The sequence below is a fragment of the Pseudomonas sp. SJZ077 genome (assembly GCF_007993905.1).
Lineage (GTDB): Bacteria > Pseudomonadota > Gammaproteobacteria > Pseudomonadales > Pseudomonadaceae > Aquipseudomonas > Aquipseudomonas mandelii.
The window spans coordinates 168,663-185,927 of sequence record NZ_VIUJ01000013.1 but is presented as its reverse complement, the minus strand read 5'-3'; the positions used below and the strand labels follow the sequence as shown (position 1 = coordinate 185,927).

The window sequence follows — 17,265 nt, the reverse complement described above, 5'->3', positions numbered from 1 at the left end:
TCTTCACCCCAACGGCCAGTGAATTTAATCTCTGCGTACGGGGTTCAGTTGGGGAATCCTAAGTCGGGTGTGTCATATACGTCAACCCACTGGCTGATCAACATTTGACTCGATTGAAGGATTTCCAGCGCCGGCGAGTCAGTTTTGATCGCCGACCTTGGTGATGGTCAAGGCGTTATCGGCCTGAGTTATTAGTAATTGCTACAGGAAGAGTGTTGAGGTGCTGCATTTCGATAAAGGTTTGAAGTGTCGATCGCTGCTCTCCGTATCGATTGAAAGTACGTTCCCAATCTGATGTGGGATTTATTACCGATAGCTACTGAAGGAAAGCCCACGTTTTCGTGCTGAGAAATCAGGCAATTTTGAAACAGCACATTTCTATCCAAGGACATCTATCCACTTGACGCCCACCCACCCTGTCATAGACTCCGCTCATCCGTCAGGGAGATACGGTTATGCGGCGTTTTTGTGTTTGGGTTATTGGATTGACCGTTGTGACCTGCGCAGTCCACGCGCAAACGCCCGCGCCAGACGATCCGTTGTTGGAAAACAGCACCGCTGGCAGCAATGCGACAACCAGCAGCGAGGCCCGGGGCGTGTTGCGTGCCCGGGATCAGGCGGTGCTCGCCAGTGAGTTGTCCGGGCGCATTGTCGAGCTGCCGTTCAGTGAGGGCGAGTCGTTCAAGAAGGGCGATACGCTGGCGCGTTTCGATTGTTCCGCTTATCAGGCCCAGCTCAATGCGGCGCAGGCTGCCAACCGTGGTGCGGGTGAAGAGCTGTCCCACAACAAACAGCTGGCGGCGTTGAATTCGGTCGGGCGTTTTGAAGTGGCGCGGGCCCAAGCCAAAGTCAGCGAGACGCAGGCGCAGTCTCAGGTTTATCAGGTTCAGGTGAAACGCTGCAGCGTGCTGGCGCCGTTCGATGGCCAGGTCGTCGAGCGCAAGGTCAAACGCTATGAAAGCGTGGCGGCCGGTGCACCGTTGCTGGATGTGGTAGACAATCGAACGCTGGAGATCCATCTGCTGGTGCCGTCACGCTGGATGGCCCGGCTCAAGCCCGGTCAGACCTTCAGCTTTGTCCCCGATGAAACCGGTCAAGCGCTGGATGCCACAGTCAAACGCCTCGGCGCTCGAATTGATGAAGGCAGCCAGACCTTGTTGCTGGTTGCAACACTGCCCAATGCCAACGGTTTGCTGGCCGGCATGAGCGGCACGGCGCGTTTCGCGGAGCTTAAATGAACGCGCCCGCTGCGAGCGGTGCCGAACAGGTCTTCGCCAGGTTTCTTGATCTCGAACGCCTGACCCGCGCTGCGCGCACGCCTGCGCAACTGGCCTACAGCCTGGTCAATGACGGGCAGGCGCTATTTGGTTTTCGTCATGCGGCGCTGTTGATTGCCGGCAAGGTGCAGGCGGTGACGGGTGTCAGTGCCGTCGACCCGAATGCGCCATTCGTGGCGTTCGTCGAGCAGGCCGTGGCGCAATTGTTCAAGGCCGGTGTGCTGAAGCAGGCAAGGGTGATACCGGCGAATGTCCTCAGCGAATCGATTCAGGCCGATTGGCAAAGTCTTTCGGCGGCTCAGGTGTTTTGGCTGCCGCTGATCGATCACCAGGGCGAGGTATTCGGTGGGCTGTGGCTGGCGCGGGACCTGCCGTGGAACCCTTCCGAGCAAGTGCTGCTGTCGCAACTGGGCGACACTTACAGCCATGCCTGGTTGGCGCTGCAACCGCGCAAACCGTGGCGGCTACGCTGGACCCGAAAACGTCGGGTGGCACTGGTCGCCGTGCTGTTGCTCGGGTTGCTGATCCCGGTGCGCCAATCGGTGCTGGCGCCGGCAGAAGTGGTTCCATTGGGCGGCCGCGTGGTGGCTGCGCCCTTGGACGGCGTGATTGCCGAATTCCTGGTCAAACCCAATCAGACGGTCAAAGCCGGCGACCTGTTGCTGCGCTTCGAAAGCACCACGCTCAAGGCCCAGGCCGATGTGGCCGAACGCGCCTTGGGGGTGGCCGAAGCTGAACTGAAGGCCAATTCCCAACGCTCGTTCGCCGATGCCGAGTCCAGCTCGAAGATCGATCTGCTGGCTGCGCGAGTCGAGCAAAAACGCGCCGAACGGGATTACGCCCGCGAATTGCTCAAACGCAGTGAAGTCCGCGCCGAGCGCGGCGGTATCGCGGTGTTCGCCGATGCGGAACGCTGGACCGGCAAGCCGGTGCAGACCGGCGAGCGGCTGATGGAAATTGCTGACCCGACCCAGGCCGAGTTGCGCATCGAACTGGCGGTGGGCGACGCGATATCCCTTGAGCCCGGCGCGCAAGTCGCGCTGTTTCTCGACAGCGATCCGTTACAGCGGCACTTGGCGAAACTCGAACGCTCGGCTTATGAGGCGCAACCCACCGCTGCCGGACAACTGGCTTATCGCCTGGATGCGAATTTCGAGGGCGCACCGCCGCGCATTGGCCTGCGCGGCACCGCTAAAATTTTCGGCGACCGTGCTCCGTTGGCGTTGTACCTGCTGCGTCGACCTCTGGCCGGGTTGCGCCAGAGTGTGGGGCTTTAGATGAGCCTGCCGAGCCTGCGGGCCGACTTGCAACTGTCCGTGGCGACTCCGGCCCTCGATGGCTCGCCGCGCTGGACCCTCGCCGACCCAGTGCGCGGGCGCTATTTCAAACTCGGTGCCGCCGCGATGCGGTTGCTGCGTCATTGGTCGTTGGGGGATCCCGAGCAGGTGTTACGCGCCGCCAACCGCGAGCCCGGGTTGCCACTCGATGGCGCGGAGCTTGAGCAGTTGCTGGGCTTTTTGCGTGGCCACGACCTGATCAGCGCACTCGACCCGCAACAGCGCGCCAGTTACAGCCTGAAGGCGGCGGCCCAGCGTCAGACGCTGTGGCAGATTCTGCTGCACCAATACCTGTTTTTCCGCATTCCCCTGTGGCGCCCCGACGCTTTTCTCAATCGTGCCTGGCCATGGATCGAGCGCTTCGGCCCGCGGGCGCTGCGCTACGGGTTGCCCGTGACGTTGGGGCTCGGGGTGTTTCTGGTGTCGCGGGACTGGCAGCGGTTTATCGCCACCTTCCCGCATCTGTTCAGTCTCGGCGGCGCTCTGGCGTTCGGTGTGGCGCTGTTTTTCGCCAAGCTCTGTCACGAGTTCGGCCACGCCTTCATGGCCAAGCGCGCGGGTTGTCGGGTGCAGAGCATGGGCGTGGCGTTCATGGTGTTGCTACCGATGTTTTACACCGACGTCAGTGATGCCTGGCGGGTCAATGATCGTCGTGCGCGACTGTTGATCGGCGCCGGTGGTGTGCTGGCGGAATTGCTGCTGGCGAGCATTGCACTGCTGGTCTGGTCATTGCTGCCGGACGGTCCCGGGCGCACCGCTGCATTCATGCTCGCCAGTGCCACCTGGATCACCACGCTGGTGATCAACCTCAACCCGTTCATGCGCTTTGATGGTTACTTTTTGCTCAGCGACTTTTGGGAAGTGGACAACCTTCAAGGGCGAGCCTTTGCCTTGTGTCGTTGGCGGTTGCGCGAGTTTTTGTTCGGCTATGGGGCTGCGGCGCCGGAGCCCTGGTCGCCGAAGATGCAGCGTCGATTGCTGATCTGGGGCTATGGCGCGTGGCTGTGGCGTGCGGCGTTGTTTCTCGGGATCGCGCTGGCGGTCTATCACCTGTTCTTCAAGGTGTTGGGGATTTTCCTGATGCTGGTGGAGCTGGTTTGGTTCATCTTCCTGCCGATCTTGAGTGAGTGGCGGCAATGGTGGAGTCGACGGGAGCAGGCCTATGTCCCCCGCGTGTTGCTCAGCGGTCTGGCCTTGCTCGGACTGGTGCTGGTGCTGGTTTTGCCGTGGCGCAGTGCGGTGGAGCTGCCGACGATGCTGGAAGCGGGACGCGCCAGTGCGTTGCACGCGCCCGTCGCGGCGCGGGTCAAAACGGTGAACGTGCATGACGGTCAGGTGGTTGCCCAGGGTGAGGTGCTGATCGAACTGGAATCGCCGGACCTGGACTCGCGCCAGGCCATCGTCCGGCGTGAAATCCAGATCCAGCAGTTGCAGATGCGCCGTCAGGCCAGTCGCAGCGAAACCGCCGCCGACGCCGGGATTGTCGAGCAACGCCTGGCGGAGGCGGTGGCCGACTATCGCGGGCTGGCCGCCCAGCGTGAACGTCTGCTTCTGCGCGCGCCCCACGCCGGCACCGTGCGCGATCTGTTGCCGCAACTGGTGGCAGGTCGCTGGTTGTCGACCAAAGATCCCCTGGCGCGGGTCGTTGAAGACGGTGCACGGTTGCGTGGCTATCTGGCCGAAGCCGAACTGTGGCGCGTGGCGCCGGGGGCCACCGGGCGGTTCATTGCCGATGATCCGATGCACCCGGCGATCGCCGTGCGATTGACCGAAATCGACACCAATGGCGCGGCCTATGTCGATCAGGAAGCGCTGACGTCCGATCACCACGGGCCGATTGCCGTGCGCCGGGATGCGCATCAACGGGCTGAGCCGGTGCAGGGACAATACGGGGCGCGGTTGAGCACCCTTGAAGCCGCGCCGACGCCGATGCAACCCTTGCGCGGCGTGGTGGTGTTGCAGGGCAGCGGCGAGTCGTTGTTGGGCGTGGCCTGGCGCCGCATGGCGGCGCTGGGTGTCAGGGAAAGCGGTTTCTAAGGAGAGCAGGTGATGGCGAATACCGAATCAGTGGCGGCCGATGGCTTGGTGGTTCGGCCCTCGCGGACTAGCGATGGGCCTTTTTTGCACAGTCTTTACCAGGCGGCGCGGCCGGATCTGCAATGGATCGACGGCGATCGAGAAGTGATTGAGCAGGTGGTCGCCCAGCAATTTCAGGTGCAGGAACAGGGATTGGGGGAGCGATTCCCCAACGCGATGCATTACGTGATTGAAAAGCTCGACACAGCCATCGGTGCGCTGACCACCGATTTTGGCCCCAATGAAATTCGCGTGTTGTACCTGGCGTTCATTCCGCAGGCCCGCGGCCAGGGTTTTGGCCGCAAGGTGCTGCAAGGTGTGCAACAAGCCGCCCAACAGATCCGTTGCCCGGTGGCCACGGTGGTCTGGGCCAACAATCCCCATGCGCGCCAGCATTACCTGGCGCTGGGGTTTCAGGTTGAAGAGTGCAGCCCGGCGGCGGAGCGGTTGGTATGGTATCCACAAGGCTGAATCCACCCCTGCCCCCTGTAGGAGCGAGCCTGCTCGCGATGGCGGAGTATCAGTCACCATAGATGTGAGTGAACCACCGCCATCACGAGCAGGCTCACTCCTACAATGGGATTTCGGTGTGTTCAGTTGAAGGCGATATAGAAATACCCCATGTCCGGATCACGGCCCATGGCCGGCACACGAGAGACAAAAATGCCCTGCACCTGACCCAGCATCGGTAACTCCAGCGTGCATAACCCATCCACAAACGCTGTGGGTTCCAGACTGTTGAACTCGACACTGAACGGCACGCGCTCGCTGTTTGGCATCCGCGAATGGGGTGTTTCTTCAAGCGTGTAGATTTGGATCGACAACTCACTGCCATCCGGCAGCCGCAGCGAGCCTGTCTTGCCCAGCAGGGTCTGAAAGTGTTGGCTTTGAACCTGTTGCAACATGGCGTCACTCCCGAAAAAACGGCCGGGGGATGGGTATCCCCCGGCCAGACCTCAATTGCGAGAAGGGAACAACCCGTTCAAGGCGATGCTGAAGTTGAGCACCAGGAATGGATTCATCGTTTCCATCGGCAAACCGTTACCGGCCGACGAGATTTCCCCCGTCACGGCAGTGGCCACGCCCTTCAGCGGTACCGCCGCAGCGCCTTGCGCATCAGAGAAGATGCTCGCCGAGCCCGGGCCGCCGCCCGAAGCACCGATGTACGAGTTGGTCGCGGTTGGAGTGGTGACCGGGTTGCTCGCCGGGCTGGCCAGTTGCAGGGTGGTGGTGGCCGTCAGCCCGGACAAGGCATGGGTGTGATTCGGCAGGTTGGTGATGGTCGCGGTGACGTTCTCGGTCCCGGAGATTTCGCCAATGACCCGTGGTGTCAGGTTCAGCCCGTTGCCCATGCACACCGGCATTCGGCCTTGCAGGTTGGGTAGCATGAAGTTGGTGGAGCCATTGCCGCCGAAGTTGACGCCGAGCAGGGCAAATAGCGCGTTGTATTGCTGGACCGCCAGCGTCTGGCCGTTGCACAGGGCCCAGCCGTTGGGAGCAAAGTTAAAGGCGAAAGGCTGAATAGTGCCCATGAATACTTCCATAGTTCCTTATCCCTCAGGTTAGTGTCTGAAGCGTCACGTAAGGCCCGGTTATCCAGGCGGATCGCGCTGATCAGCCGACTCCATTCATCTCCGTGGCTGGGTCACGCCAAGCCAGAGCGTAGTAGATCCGGATGATTGCCGAATGTCGTTGGTCGTAAAGCCAGCATCGACGACGGCGCTGACGCTGACCTACAGTGATGACACGCTTCACGCTTTTTCACTGGCAGTCCCGAGGGGAGCAATGGAGGCGTACAGAGAATTGCCACTTGAGGGCACCCAAGGCCCGCAAGCGACACCCGGTGCCTGGGCGAGCGTCAAGCGCTTGCTTCGGTGGGTGCGCGAACATTGGCTGTTGCCGATCCTCGCGTTGGCCGCGCTGGTGCGTTTCTACGACCTGACGGCGGCGGCTATCTGGGGCGACGAAGGTTCCAGCCTGCTGATGAGCCAGTTTTCGCTCGGCGGGATCTGGCTGCACGCCGCGTACGATGTCCACCCGCCGCTGTATTTCATGCTGCTGCACGGCTGGGTCGAGCTGTTCGGCGACGGTATATTTTCGATCCGCAGTTTCAGCGCGCTGCCCGGGATCGCCACGGTGTGGCTCGGCTTCTGGCTGATGGACTTGCTCGCCACCCGGCGTGCCGCGCTGCTGGCCGGTTTGCTGCTGGCGCTGCTGCCTACGGCGGTGCGATACAGCCAGGAAGTGCGGATGTACTCACTGCTGGGCCTGTGGCTGATCGGTGCGACGATTGCGCTGGTCTACTGGATCCGATACCCCCGGCGCACGCGTTATCTGGTGGCGTATGTGCTGCTCATGACAGCGGCGTTCTACACCCATTACTTCACCGCCCTGTGCGTGCTTTGCCATTGGCTGTATCTGGGGGTGATCCGCCTGCAACCAGGTTACCGCTTGCGGCATATTCAACGCCCCGGCTGGTGGCTGGCGAACGTGGCGATTGTGTTGTTGTACTTGCCTTGGGTGCCGAGCCTGATCGATCTGGTCCAGCACATGGATCAGCTCAAGGCCAATGGCGATGTGGGATGGGAGGCACCGGTCACGTTCGGCTCGTTGCCGTCGATGATCTGGTCGTTTCTGATTCAGGACGATGGCGAGAACCTGCCGACCCTGATTTTCAGCACGTTACCTTTGGCGTTGCTGGCCTTGATGTGGGTGGCGCTGGCGCGGGATCGCAGCGTGATTCGGGGCAGTGCGCTGGTGGTGATCTACACCGTTGTGCCGTTGCTGGTAGTGTTTGGGGTGTCGTTTGTCTCGCCGGTGTTCATCGAACGTTACCTCACCGCCTACGCCCTCGGCCTGCCAATGATTGCCGCACTGGCCATTGATCGCCTGTACTCAGGGGCCCGGGTGTTGGCCATGACAGTGCTGGTGTTGTTTGCCGGTGTCGAACTGGTGGGCCTGAATAACAACGCCACGGTCGATAGCAACGACCAGTTCAACGTCATGGTCAATTACGTCAACCAGCACTTCGTTGCCGGTGACCGAATCGTCACCAGCGACATGCTTTGGTACCTCAGCTACGTCTATTACAACCGCACCGACGCCAAGCCGTTGCTGTACACACCACCGTTACCAGGCGGTGCGTCGAGCCGGCCGGGTGCTTATGGTTTCGGCACGTTGGTGACCCCGGACATTTACCTCGATAGCCTTGGCACCTTGCCCAAAGGCACGGGGCGCGTGTGGTTGATCGGCACTGTCGGTGTGCCGGACGAGTTCGCCCCGTTGCCCGCCGGCTGGCAGAGCGTTGGCCAAACGCAGGCAGGAGGCGCCAATGCGCGCTTGTTCGTGTTGCGTTAAGTCAGTAACAAAAATCTTGTTTTTCAGACGATTTAGCTTCGATTTGATATCAAAACACTACTACTGCTTCGGCCATTCATAGTCTACGCTCCGTCATACATAAAGGACTTATGATCAGGTGAAGGGATGCAGCAGTACCACTTTATCTCCGGCTTGCCGCGTTCAGGCTCGACCCTGCTTTCTGCAATCCTGTTGCAGAACCCGCGTTTCCACGCCGGCATGACCAGCCCCGTTGGCGCGCTTTTTTCAGGTGTTCTGGAACAGTGCAGCGCCGGCAGTGAGTTTGGCGCGGTGATCGATACCGATCTGCGCCGACGCTTATTGCGCGGTCTGTTCGACTCCTTCTACGCCGACAAGGCCGACAAACCGGTGGTGTTCGACACCAACCGGCTATGGAGTTCGCGCTTGCCGGCCATCAGCGACCTGTTCCCGCAGGCCAAGGTCATTGCCTGTGTGCGCAATGTCGCCTGGGTCATGGACAGCATCGAGCGTTTGTACCGCGCCAACCCCTTTGAAAACACCAAACTGTTCGGCGACGCGATCGAGCGCAACACCGTCTACAGCCGTTGCGAAACCCTGGCCCAGCGCAATCGCCTGGTGGGATTTGCCTGGGCTGCGCTCAAGGAAGCCTATTACGGCGAACACGCCGAGTCGCTGCTGATCGTCGACTACGACCTGCTGACTCAGGCGCCGGATCGGGTGATGCGGCTGGTCTACGACTTCATCGGCGAACCCTGGTTCGAGCATGACTTTGATCACCTCGCTTACGACGCGCCAGCGTTCGACCAGGCCCTGGGGGTTTCGGGCCTGCACAAGGTCAAGCCGAGGGTCGAACTGCAATCGCGGCGAACGATTTTGCCGCCGGACCTGTTCAAGCAGTACGCAGAATTGTCCTTCTGGCTCGATGGCTCAGCCAGCGCCGCCAATGTCATTCGCATGAAAGCCGATGCCGCGATCAGTTGATCGCGGCATTTTCATTTTCGCGTCACGAAAGTTCGAGTCCGGGTGAGCAGCATGTGGTGGAGCAAAGGCAAGTCGCGGGTTACCGAAGGTGCACGGGCGCTGGCCTCGCCCATGATCATGTCCCTGGAGCCGCGGATGTTGTTCGACGGCGCGGTCGCGGCCACCGTGGCGGATGCCGCACAGCCTGAAAGCCATCCCACGGCCGACGCGGCGAAAGCGCCGGCGAATGATCAGCCGGTCGCCAGCCAAGACACCCACGGCCAGGCCGATGCCACGCCGGCTTCAACACCCGTTGCCGTCCCGGGGCAGAGCGTGGTGTTCGTCGATTCCCGGGTCAAGGACGCCGACAGCCTGCTCAAAGGCGTGGCGCCTGGCACTCAAGTGGTTCAGCTGGACGCAAGCCGGGACGGTCTGCAACAGATTGCCGATTATCTGGATACCCATCAGGGCATCAGTTCCGTGCAAATCATCGCTCACGGCAACGCGGGCGACCTGTGGCTGGGCGACAGCTATCTGTCGGCCGACAACGTCGCGGCCCGAAGTGCGGTGCTGGCGGAAATCGGCAAGGACATGAATGCCGGCGGCGACATCATGATCTACGGCTGCTACACCGCCGAAGGTGAGCGAGGCTTGAGTTTTGTCGATTCCCTCGCGCAGCTGACCGGCCGTGATGTAGCCGCTTCCAGCAACCGCACCGGGATCGGCGGTGACTGGGACCTGGAAATTGTCACCGGCAACATCGAAAGCGCCAACGTGCTGTCGACCACGGCCATGAGTGAGTATCAGTGGGGCCTGGCGACCTGGACTGCTACCAACAACGGCAACACCGGTATCGGCTCGTTGCGTGCCGCCATCGCTTCGGCACAGAACGGCGATATCGTCACCTTCAACGCCAGCATGACGGTGCAGCTGACGTCCGAACTGCTGATCAACCAGAACATCACCGTCGATGGCGACTTGAACAACGACGGCGTGGCTGACGTAACTCTCGACGGTCAGTACCGGACGCGGGTGATTGAAATTGCCGCGGGCAGAACCGTGACCCTTGATGGCCTGGTGATTACCCGTGGCCTGGTGGCGGGAACGGGCGGCAACGGTGGCTACGGTGCCTCAGGGGCAATGGCCGGGGGGATTTTCAACGCCGGCATCCTGACCCTTAACAACGTCAGCGTGACCTCCAATGCCGCTTCCGGCGGCGGTGGCGGCGGCGGTGTCACGGGTGCTTTTTACGGCGGTGGCGGTGGTGGTGGCGGCGGTTTGGGCGGTCAGAACGGTGGGCATGGTGGCTCGGCCGGGCCGGGCACCGGCACGTTGGGCGGCCAGGCTGGCAGCGCCAATGCCGGCGGCTACGGTGGCGGTTATGACGCGACCCACATGGGCGGTCGCGGTGGCACCAATACTGGCGGCGCGGGCGGGCTGGGCGTGTCCTATTACAGTAACGGCGGTAACGGCTCGACGGCCACCAATGGCACGATTTCCATTGGCGGCGGGGGCGGTGGCGCCGGTTGGGACAAAGTCGGTGGCGCTGGCGGCAACGCGGCGGGCGGGATCTACAACGCCAGCAGCGGCACCATTACCATCATCGGCACTTCGACCATCAGCAACAACATCGGCGCCGGTGGTGGCGGTGGCGGTGGCGGTGGCCAAAGCAGCAATGCCAGCAATGGCGGCATCGGCGGTCGGGGCGTCGGCGCGATCTGGAACAAAGGCACGCTGCTGATCACGGCCTCCAACTTCGCGGCCCTGGCTGGTAATGCCGCGGCCAGTGGAGCAGGCGGTACCGCGCAGGGTGGAGGTACAACCGGAACTTCGCCGACCTCCGTCGCGACTATCTTCAACGACGGAGGTGTACTCAACACCGCGTATGCGCCGCCGCCGACCGCAACCATTGTGGTCGCTGACACCACGCTGAGCATCGGCGAAACGTCTTTGGTGACGATCACCTTTTCCGAGGCCGTGACCGGTTTCACCAACGCCGACCTGACCATTGCAAATGGCACCCTGAGCGCCGTCAGCAGCGCCGATGGCGGCATCACCTGGACGGCCACCTTCACGCCGACCGCGAGCATTTCCGATACGACCAACCTCATCACCCTGGACAACACCGGGGTGAGCAACGGCCTGGGCACGGCCGGCGTCGGTACCACGAACTCCAATAACTACGTGGTCGACACCTTGCGCCCCACCGTCGGCATCGTGTTCACCGACACCGCGCTGAAGGTCGGCGAAACATCGCTGGTGACCTTCACCTTCAGCGAGGCCGTGACAGGTTTCACCAACGCGGACCTGACGATTGCCAACGGCACCTTGTCGGCCGTGAGCAGCAGCGATGGCGGCATCACCTGGACGGGCACCTTCACGCCAACCGCCAGCATCACTGACGCGACCAACCTGATCACCCTCGATAACACCGGGGTCAGCGACCTGATCGGCAACGCCGGCAGCGGCACCACCGATTCGAACAATTACGCCATCGATACCGTGCGCCCGACCGCGACCATCGTGGTGGCCGACACGGCACTGAAAATCGGCGAAACGTCGCTGGTGACCATCACCTTCAGCGAAGCCGTCAGCGGTTTCACCAACGCTGACCTGACGATTGCCAACGGCACGTTGAGCGCGGTGAGCAGCAGCGATGGCGGCATCACCTGGACGGCGACCTTCACACCGACTGCCAGCGTCAATGACACAACCAACCTGATCACCCTGAACAACACAGGGGTCAGCGACCTGGCGGGCAACGCCGGCAGCGGCACCACCGATTCCAACAACTACGCCATCGATACATTGCGTCCAACAGCTACCATCGTAGTGGCAGACAATGCGCTGAGAATCGGCGAAACCTCGCTGGTGACCATCACTTTCTCCGAGGCGGTGAGCGGTTTCACCAACGCCGACCTGACTATCGCCAACGGCACATTGACGGCCGTGAGCAGCAGCGACGGCGGAATTACCTGGACGGCGACCTTCACGCCGACCGCCAGCATCAACGACACAACCAACCTGATCACCCTGAACAACACCGGGGTCAGCGACCTGGCGGGCAACGCCGGCAGCGGCACTACCGATTCGAACAACTACGCCATCGACACCGTGCGGCCAACGGCAACCATCGTGGTGGCGGACACCGCATTGAGAATCGGCGAAACCTCGCTGGTCACCATCACCTTCTCTGAAGCGGTCAGCGGTTTCACCAACGCCGACCTGACGATTGCCAACGGCACGTTGACGGCCGTGAGCAGCAGCGATGGCGGCATCACCTGGACCGCGACCTTTACCCCGAGCGCCAGCATCAACGACACGACCAACCTGGTCACCCTGAACAACACCGGCATCGCGGATCTGGCGGGCAACGCCGGCAGCGGCACTACCGATTCCAACAACTACGCCATCGACACGGTGCGTCCGACGGCCACGATTGTGCTGGCCGATACCACCCTGACCGCGGGCGAAACCTCGCTGGTGACCATCACCTTCTCCGAGGCCGTCAGTGGTTTCACCAACGCCGACCTGGCGATTGCCAACGGCACGTTGACGTCGGTGAGCAGCAGCGATGGCGGCATCACCTGGACTGCGACCTTCACGCCTACCGTTGGCGTGAATGACCTGACCAACGTCATCACCCTGGCCAATACCGGCGTGGCCGACCTTGCCGGCAACACCGGCAGCGGCACCACCAACTCCGGCAATTACACGATCGATACCGTGCTGCCGACGGCGACTATCGTGGTCGCCGACAATGCGCTGAAAATCGGCGAAACCTCGCTGGTGACCATCACCTTCTCCGAAGCAGTGACCGGTTTCAGCAACGCCGACCTGACTATCGCGAACGGCACGCTCAGCGCGGTGAGCAGCAGTGACGGCGGCATCACATGGACCGCCACATTCACGCCGACCACCACCATTACCGATGCCACCAACCTGATCACGCTGGACAACAGCGGTGTGCAAAACGGTTCGGGCAATGCCGGCAGCGGCACCACCAACTCCAACAACTACGCCATCGACACCGTGCGCCCGACGGCCACCATCGTGGTGGCGGACACTGCACTGAGCATCGGCGAAACCTCGCTGGTCACGATTACCTTCTCGGAAGCGGTCAGCGGTTTCACCAACGCCGACCTGACCCTTGCCAACGGCACGTTGAGCGCGGTGAGCAGCAGTGACGGCGGCATCACCTGGACGGCGACCTTCACGCCGAGTGCCAGCGTCAATGACACGACTAACCTGATCACCCTGGACAACACCGGCATCGCGGATCTGGCGGGCAACGCCGGCAGCGGCACTACCGATTCCAACAACTACGCCATCGACACGGTGCGTCCGACGGCCACGATTGTGCTGGCCGATACCACCCTGACCGCGGGCGAAACCTCGCTGGTGACCATCACCTTCTCCGAGGCCGTCAGTAGTTTCACCAACGCTGACCTGACGATTGCCAATGGCACGTTGACGGCTGTGAGCAGCAGCGACGGTGGCATCACCTGGACCGCGACCTTCACGCCTACCGTTGGCGTGAATGACCTGACCAACGTCATCACCTTGGCCAATACCGGCGTGGCCGACCTTGCCGGCAATACCGGCAGCGGCACCACCAACTCCGGCAATTACACGATCGACACCGTGCTGCCGACCGCCACCATCGTGGTCGCCGACAACGCCCTGAACATCGGTGAAACCTCGCTGGTGACCATCACCTTCTCCGAAGCGGTGACCGGTTTCAGCAACGCAGACCTGACCCTTGCGAACGGCACGTTAACCGCCGTGAGCAGCGCCGATGGCGGGATCACCTGGACGGCCACGTTCACGCCGACCGGCAGCATTACCGACGCGACCAACCTGATCGTGCTCAACAACAGCGGTGTGCAAAATGCCTCGGGCAACGTGGGCAGCGGCACCACCAACTCCAACAACTACGCCATCGATACCGTGCGCCCGACGGCCACCATCGTGGTAGCGGACACTGCACTGAGCATCGGCGAAACCTCGCTGGTGACTGTTACCTTCAGCGAAGCGGTCAGCGGTTTCACCAACGCCGACCTGACCCTTGCCAACGGCACGTTGAGCGCGGTGAGCAGCAGTGACGGCGGCATCACCTGGACGGCGACCTTCACGCCGAGTGCCAGCGTCAATGACACGACTAACCTGATCACCCTGGACAACACCGGGATCGCGGATCTGGCGGGCAACGCCGGCAGCGGCACCACCGATTCCAACAACTACGCCATCGATACGCTCCGCCCTACCGCGACCATCGTCCTGGCAGACCCGACCCTGAGTGCCGGCGAAACTTCGCTGGTGACCATCACCTTCTCCGAGGCCGTCAGTGGTTTCACCAACGCTGACCTGACGATTGCCAACGGCACGTTAACCGCCGTGAGCAGCAGCGACGGTGGCATCACCTGGACCGCGACCTTCACGCCCACCGTCGGCGTGAATGACCTGACCAACGTCATCACCTTGGCCAATACCGGCGTGGCTGACCTTGCTGGCAATACCGGCAGCGGCACCACCAATTCCGGCAATTACACGATCGATACCGTGCTGCCGACGGCGACTATCGTGGTCGCCGACAACGCCCTGAACATCGGTGAAACCTCCCTGGTGACCATCACCTTCAGCGAAGCCGTGAGCGGTTTCAGCAACGCCGACCTGACGATTGCCAACGGCACGTTGAGCGCGGTGAGCAGCAGCGACGGCGGCATCACCTGGACGGCGACTTTCACGCCGACCACCAGCATCACCGATGCCACCAACCTGATTACCCTGGACAACAGCGGTGTGCAAAATGCCTCGGGCAACGTGGGCAGCGGCACCACCGATTCGAACAACTTCGCCATCGACACCGTGCGCCCGACGGCCACCATCGTGGTGGCGGACACCACGCTGGCGCTGGGCCAAACCTCGCTGGTCACCATCACGTTCAGCGAGGCGGTCAGCGGTTTCTCCAATGCCGACCTGACTATTGCCAACGGCACGTTGAGTGCGGTGAGCAGCAGCGACGGCGGCATCACCTGGACGGCAACCTTCACGCCGACTGTCAGCGTCAACGATGCGACTAACCTAATCACGCTGGACAACACCGGCATCGTCGACCTGGCCGGTAACGCGGGCAGCGGCACCACCGACTCCAACAACTACGTGATCGACAGCCTGCGCCCGACCGCCACCATCGTCTTGAGTGATACGAGTCTGAAACCGGGCGAAACCGCGCTGGTGACCATCACTTTCTCCGAGGCCGTCAACGGATTCGACAACAGTGATCTGAGCATTGCCAACGGCACGTTGAGCGCCGTCAGCAGCAGCGATGGCGGGATCACCTGGACCGCGACTTTCACCCCGACCCTCGGCGTGACCGATACGACCAACCTCATCACCCTGAACAACACCGGCATCGCAGACCAGGCCGGTAACGCCGGTACGGGCACCACCAACTCCGCCAACTACGTGGTGGAAACCCAAGTGCCGACCGCGACCATCGTGATCGCCGACAACGCCCTCAAGGCCGGCGAAACTTCAGGCGTGACCATCACCTTCAGCGAAGCGGTGAGTGGTTTCAGCAACGCTGACCTGACCATCGCCAACGGCACGCTGAGCAATGTCTCGTCCAGCGACGGCGGCGTCACCTGGACGGCGACCTTCACGCCAACGGTCGACGTGACGGACAGCAGCAACCTGATCAGCCTCGACAACAGCGGTGTGATCAATGCATCAGGCAACAGCGGCGTGGGCGTGACCGATTCCAATAATTACGCCGTCGACACGGCGCGGCCGACCGCCACCATCGTGGTCGCGGACAATCGCCTCGGTATTGGCGAGACCACCACGGTAACCATCACCTTCAGCGAAGCGGTGTCCGGTTTCGACTTGTCGGACCTCAGCGTGGCCAACGGTGTGCTGTCCAACCTGGCCAGCAGCGACGGCGGCGTGACCTGGACCGCGACCCTGACGCCGACGGCGAACATCAACGACACCACCAACCTGATCCTGCTCGACACCGGCAACGTGGCCGACGCGGCAGGCAATGCCGGTGCCGCGATTGCCATTTCCAACAACTACGCCCTCGATGCCACGCGCCCGACCGCCACCATCGTGGTCGCCAATTCGCATTTGGGCATTGGCCAGACCACGCTCGTGACCTTCACCTTCAGCGAGGTGGTCAGCGACTTCGACTTGTCGGATTTGAGCGTGACCAACGGCGAATTGAGCAACCTGGCCAGCAGTGACGGCGGCAAGACCTGGACCGCGACCTTCACGCCCACCGCGAATATGTCCGACCCGAGCAACTTCATCGCCCTCGACACCAGCAATGTCGCCGACCTGGCAGGCAACATCGGCAGCAGCTTCGCCGTGTCCAACAATTACGCCATCGACGGTGAACGGCCGACCGTCACCGTCGTGGTCGCCAACCCGAACATTGGCGTCGGGCAGACGTCGCTGGTGACGATCACGTTCAATGAAGCAGTGAGCGGTTTCGATCTGTCCGACATCAATGTGGCCAACGGCACGTTGTCCGACCTGTCCAGCAGCGACGGCGGCACAACCTGGACCGCGATGCTGACGCCTACCAACAATGTCAGCAACGGCAGCAACGTGATCAGCCTGAACATCGCGGGCGTCAGTGACGGTTCGGGCAATGCCGGCAGCGGCGCCAGCCAGTCGAATAACTTCGCGATCAACACCGTATCGACCCCAAGTGTGTTGGTGCCGGTCGATCCGGTGATCCCCGTCTCGCAACCCGTAACCGTTGCTGAGCAACCGAACGCGCCGCTGCAACCGATCATTTTCGCCGCGCCAACGGGCGCGCTGGGCTCGCCGCTGACCTTTACCCCGCTGTTCGAAGACCGGGTGATCGGCAACGGCATCCGGCCGCTGGGGGACATTTTCATCAACCGCGGCGCGCTGACCCGCAGCTTCATCGCCCAGGTATTCAGCAGCAGCGACAGTGGCGGCGATGGGTCAGGTCACGGTTTCCTTGGCTTTGGGGGTGGCGATGGCGGGGTATTCAGCACCAGTACGCTGTCGAGTCTGTTCAATCAGGACACCAGCAGTGAACGCGGCGAGCTGAACTCTTTCGGCAGTCATTCCATCAGGGGCGGGGATGTTTCCCAAGGACTGCGCGGCGTGTTTGGCGCGCTGACGCTGAACGAGCAATTGCAACAACTCAAAGACACCGAGCAACGGCAGGTCGACAGCCTGGCCGCAGCGTTGAAACAGGTCGGCATCAGCGAAATGCAGGCCTGAAATAACCATAA

9 protein-coding genes are annotated in these 17,265 nt (G+C 62.0%); 7 read left to right on the top strand and 2 right to left on the bottom strand.

Features of this window, described 5'->3' with window-relative positions; genetic code table 11:
• Positions 1-455 precede the first annotated feature (455 nt).
• Genes FBY01_RS20130 through FBY01_RS20115 form a run of 4 tightly spaced genes read left to right on the top strand, consistent with a single transcriptional unit; the run spans position 456 to position 5,161 of the window.
• On the top strand, positions 456-1,238 hold the full coding sequence (locus tag FBY01_RS20130; protein ID WP_010464919.1) for an efflux RND transporter periplasmic adaptor subunit: 783 nt from the start codon (positions 456-458) through the stop codon (positions 1,236-1,238).
• Entirely contained in the window at positions 1,235-2,554 is a 1,320-nt protein-coding gene (locus FBY01_RS20125; RefSeq protein WP_102594837.1) for an efflux RND transporter periplasmic adaptor subunit, read from the top strand. The genes FBY01_RS20130 and FBY01_RS20125 overlap by 4 nt, the downstream gene beginning before the upstream one ends.
• Entirely contained in the window at positions 2,555-4,651 is a 2,097-nt protein-coding gene (locus FBY01_RS20120) for an HlyD family efflux transporter periplasmic adaptor subunit (RefSeq protein ID WP_145309062.1), read from the top strand. It begins immediately after the preceding gene.
• 12 nt (positions 4,652-4,663) lie between these two features.
• On the top strand, positions 4,664-5,161 hold the full coding sequence (locus tag FBY01_RS20115) for an N-acetyltransferase (protein WP_077750391.1): 498 nt from the start codon (positions 4,664-4,666) through the stop codon (positions 5,159-5,161).
• A gap of 122 nt (positions 5,162-5,283) precedes the next feature.
• Here the strand turns inward: FBY01_RS20115 and FBY01_RS20110 are convergent, their stop codons facing one another.
• Together FBY01_RS20110 and FBY01_RS20105 are read right to left on the bottom strand one after the other, a co-directional pair.
• Positions 5,284-5,595, bottom strand: a complete 312-nt coding sequence (locus FBY01_RS20110) for a hypothetical protein (protein WP_077750390.1) — start codon at positions 5,593-5,595, stop codon at positions 5,284-5,286.
• Between the two features lie 51 nt (positions 5,596-5,646).
• On the bottom strand, positions 5,647-6,234 hold the full coding sequence (locus FBY01_RS20105) for a phage tail protein (protein ID WP_145309064.1): 588 nt from the start codon (positions 6,232-6,234) through the stop codon (positions 5,647-5,649).
• Between the two features lie 241 nt (positions 6,235-6,475).
• On the opposite strand from FBY01_RS20105, the gene FBY01_RS20100 reads away from it, so the two are divergent.
• The 3 genes from FBY01_RS20100 to FBY01_RS20090 all read left to right on the top strand — a co-directional run bounded on the left by FBY01_RS20100 (position 6,476) and on the right by FBY01_RS20090 (position 17,254).
• Entirely contained in the window at positions 6,476-8,047 is a 1,572-nt protein-coding gene (locus FBY01_RS20100) for a glycosyltransferase family 39 protein (RefSeq protein ID WP_145309066.1), read from the top strand.
• A 126-nt stretch (positions 8,048-8,173) separates the two neighbouring features.
• Positions 8,174-9,010 (top strand): sulfotransferase, encoded by an 837-nt coding sequence (locus FBY01_RS20095; protein WP_010464912.1) that lies wholly within the window; start codon positions 8,174-8,176, stop codon positions 9,008-9,010.
• Between the two features lie 51 nt (positions 9,011-9,061).
• On the top strand, positions 9,062-17,254 hold the full coding sequence (locus FBY01_RS20090; RefSeq protein ID WP_145309068.1) for an Ig-like domain-containing protein: 8,193 nt from the start codon (positions 9,062-9,064) through the stop codon (positions 17,252-17,254).
• Positions 17,255-17,265 lie beyond the last annotated feature (11 nt).

What these genes read in the sequence shown, in the direction of transcription:
- FBY01_RS20130 (WP_010464919.1), top strand. Translation starts at nt 456, where the DNA reads ATGCGGCGTTTTTGTGTTTGGGTTATTGGATTGACCGTTGTGACCTGC.
- FBY01_RS20125 (WP_102594837.1), top strand. Translation starts at nt 1,235, where the DNA reads ATGAACGCGCCCGCTGCGAGCGGTGCCGAACAGGTCTTCGCCAGGTTT.
- FBY01_RS20120 (WP_145309062.1), top strand. Translation starts at nt 2,555, where the DNA reads ATGAGCCTGCCGAGCCTGCGGGCCGACTTGCAACTGTCCGTGGCGACT.
- FBY01_RS20115 (WP_077750391.1), top strand. Translation starts at nt 4,664, where the DNA reads ATGGCGAATACCGAATCAGTGGCGGCCGATGGCTTGGTGGTTCGGCCC.
- FBY01_RS20110 (WP_077750390.1), bottom strand. Translation starts at nt 5,595, where the DNA reads ATGTTGCAACAGGTTCAAAGCCAACACTTTCAGACCCTGCTGGGCAAG.
- FBY01_RS20105 (WP_145309064.1), bottom strand. Translation starts at nt 6,234, where the DNA reads ATGGAAGTATTCATGGGCACTATTCAGCCTTTCGCCTTTAACTTTGCT.
- FBY01_RS20100 (WP_145309066.1), top strand. Translation starts at nt 6,476, where the DNA reads ATGGAGGCGTACAGAGAATTGCCACTTGAGGGCACCCAAGGCCCGCAA.
- FBY01_RS20095 (WP_010464912.1), top strand. Translation starts at nt 8,174, where the DNA reads ATGCAGCAGTACCACTTTATCTCCGGCTTGCCGCGTTCAGGCTCGACC.
- FBY01_RS20090 (WP_145309068.1), top strand. Translation starts at nt 9,062, where the DNA reads ATGTGGTGGAGCAAAGGCAAGTCGCGGGTTACCGAAGGTGCACGGGCG.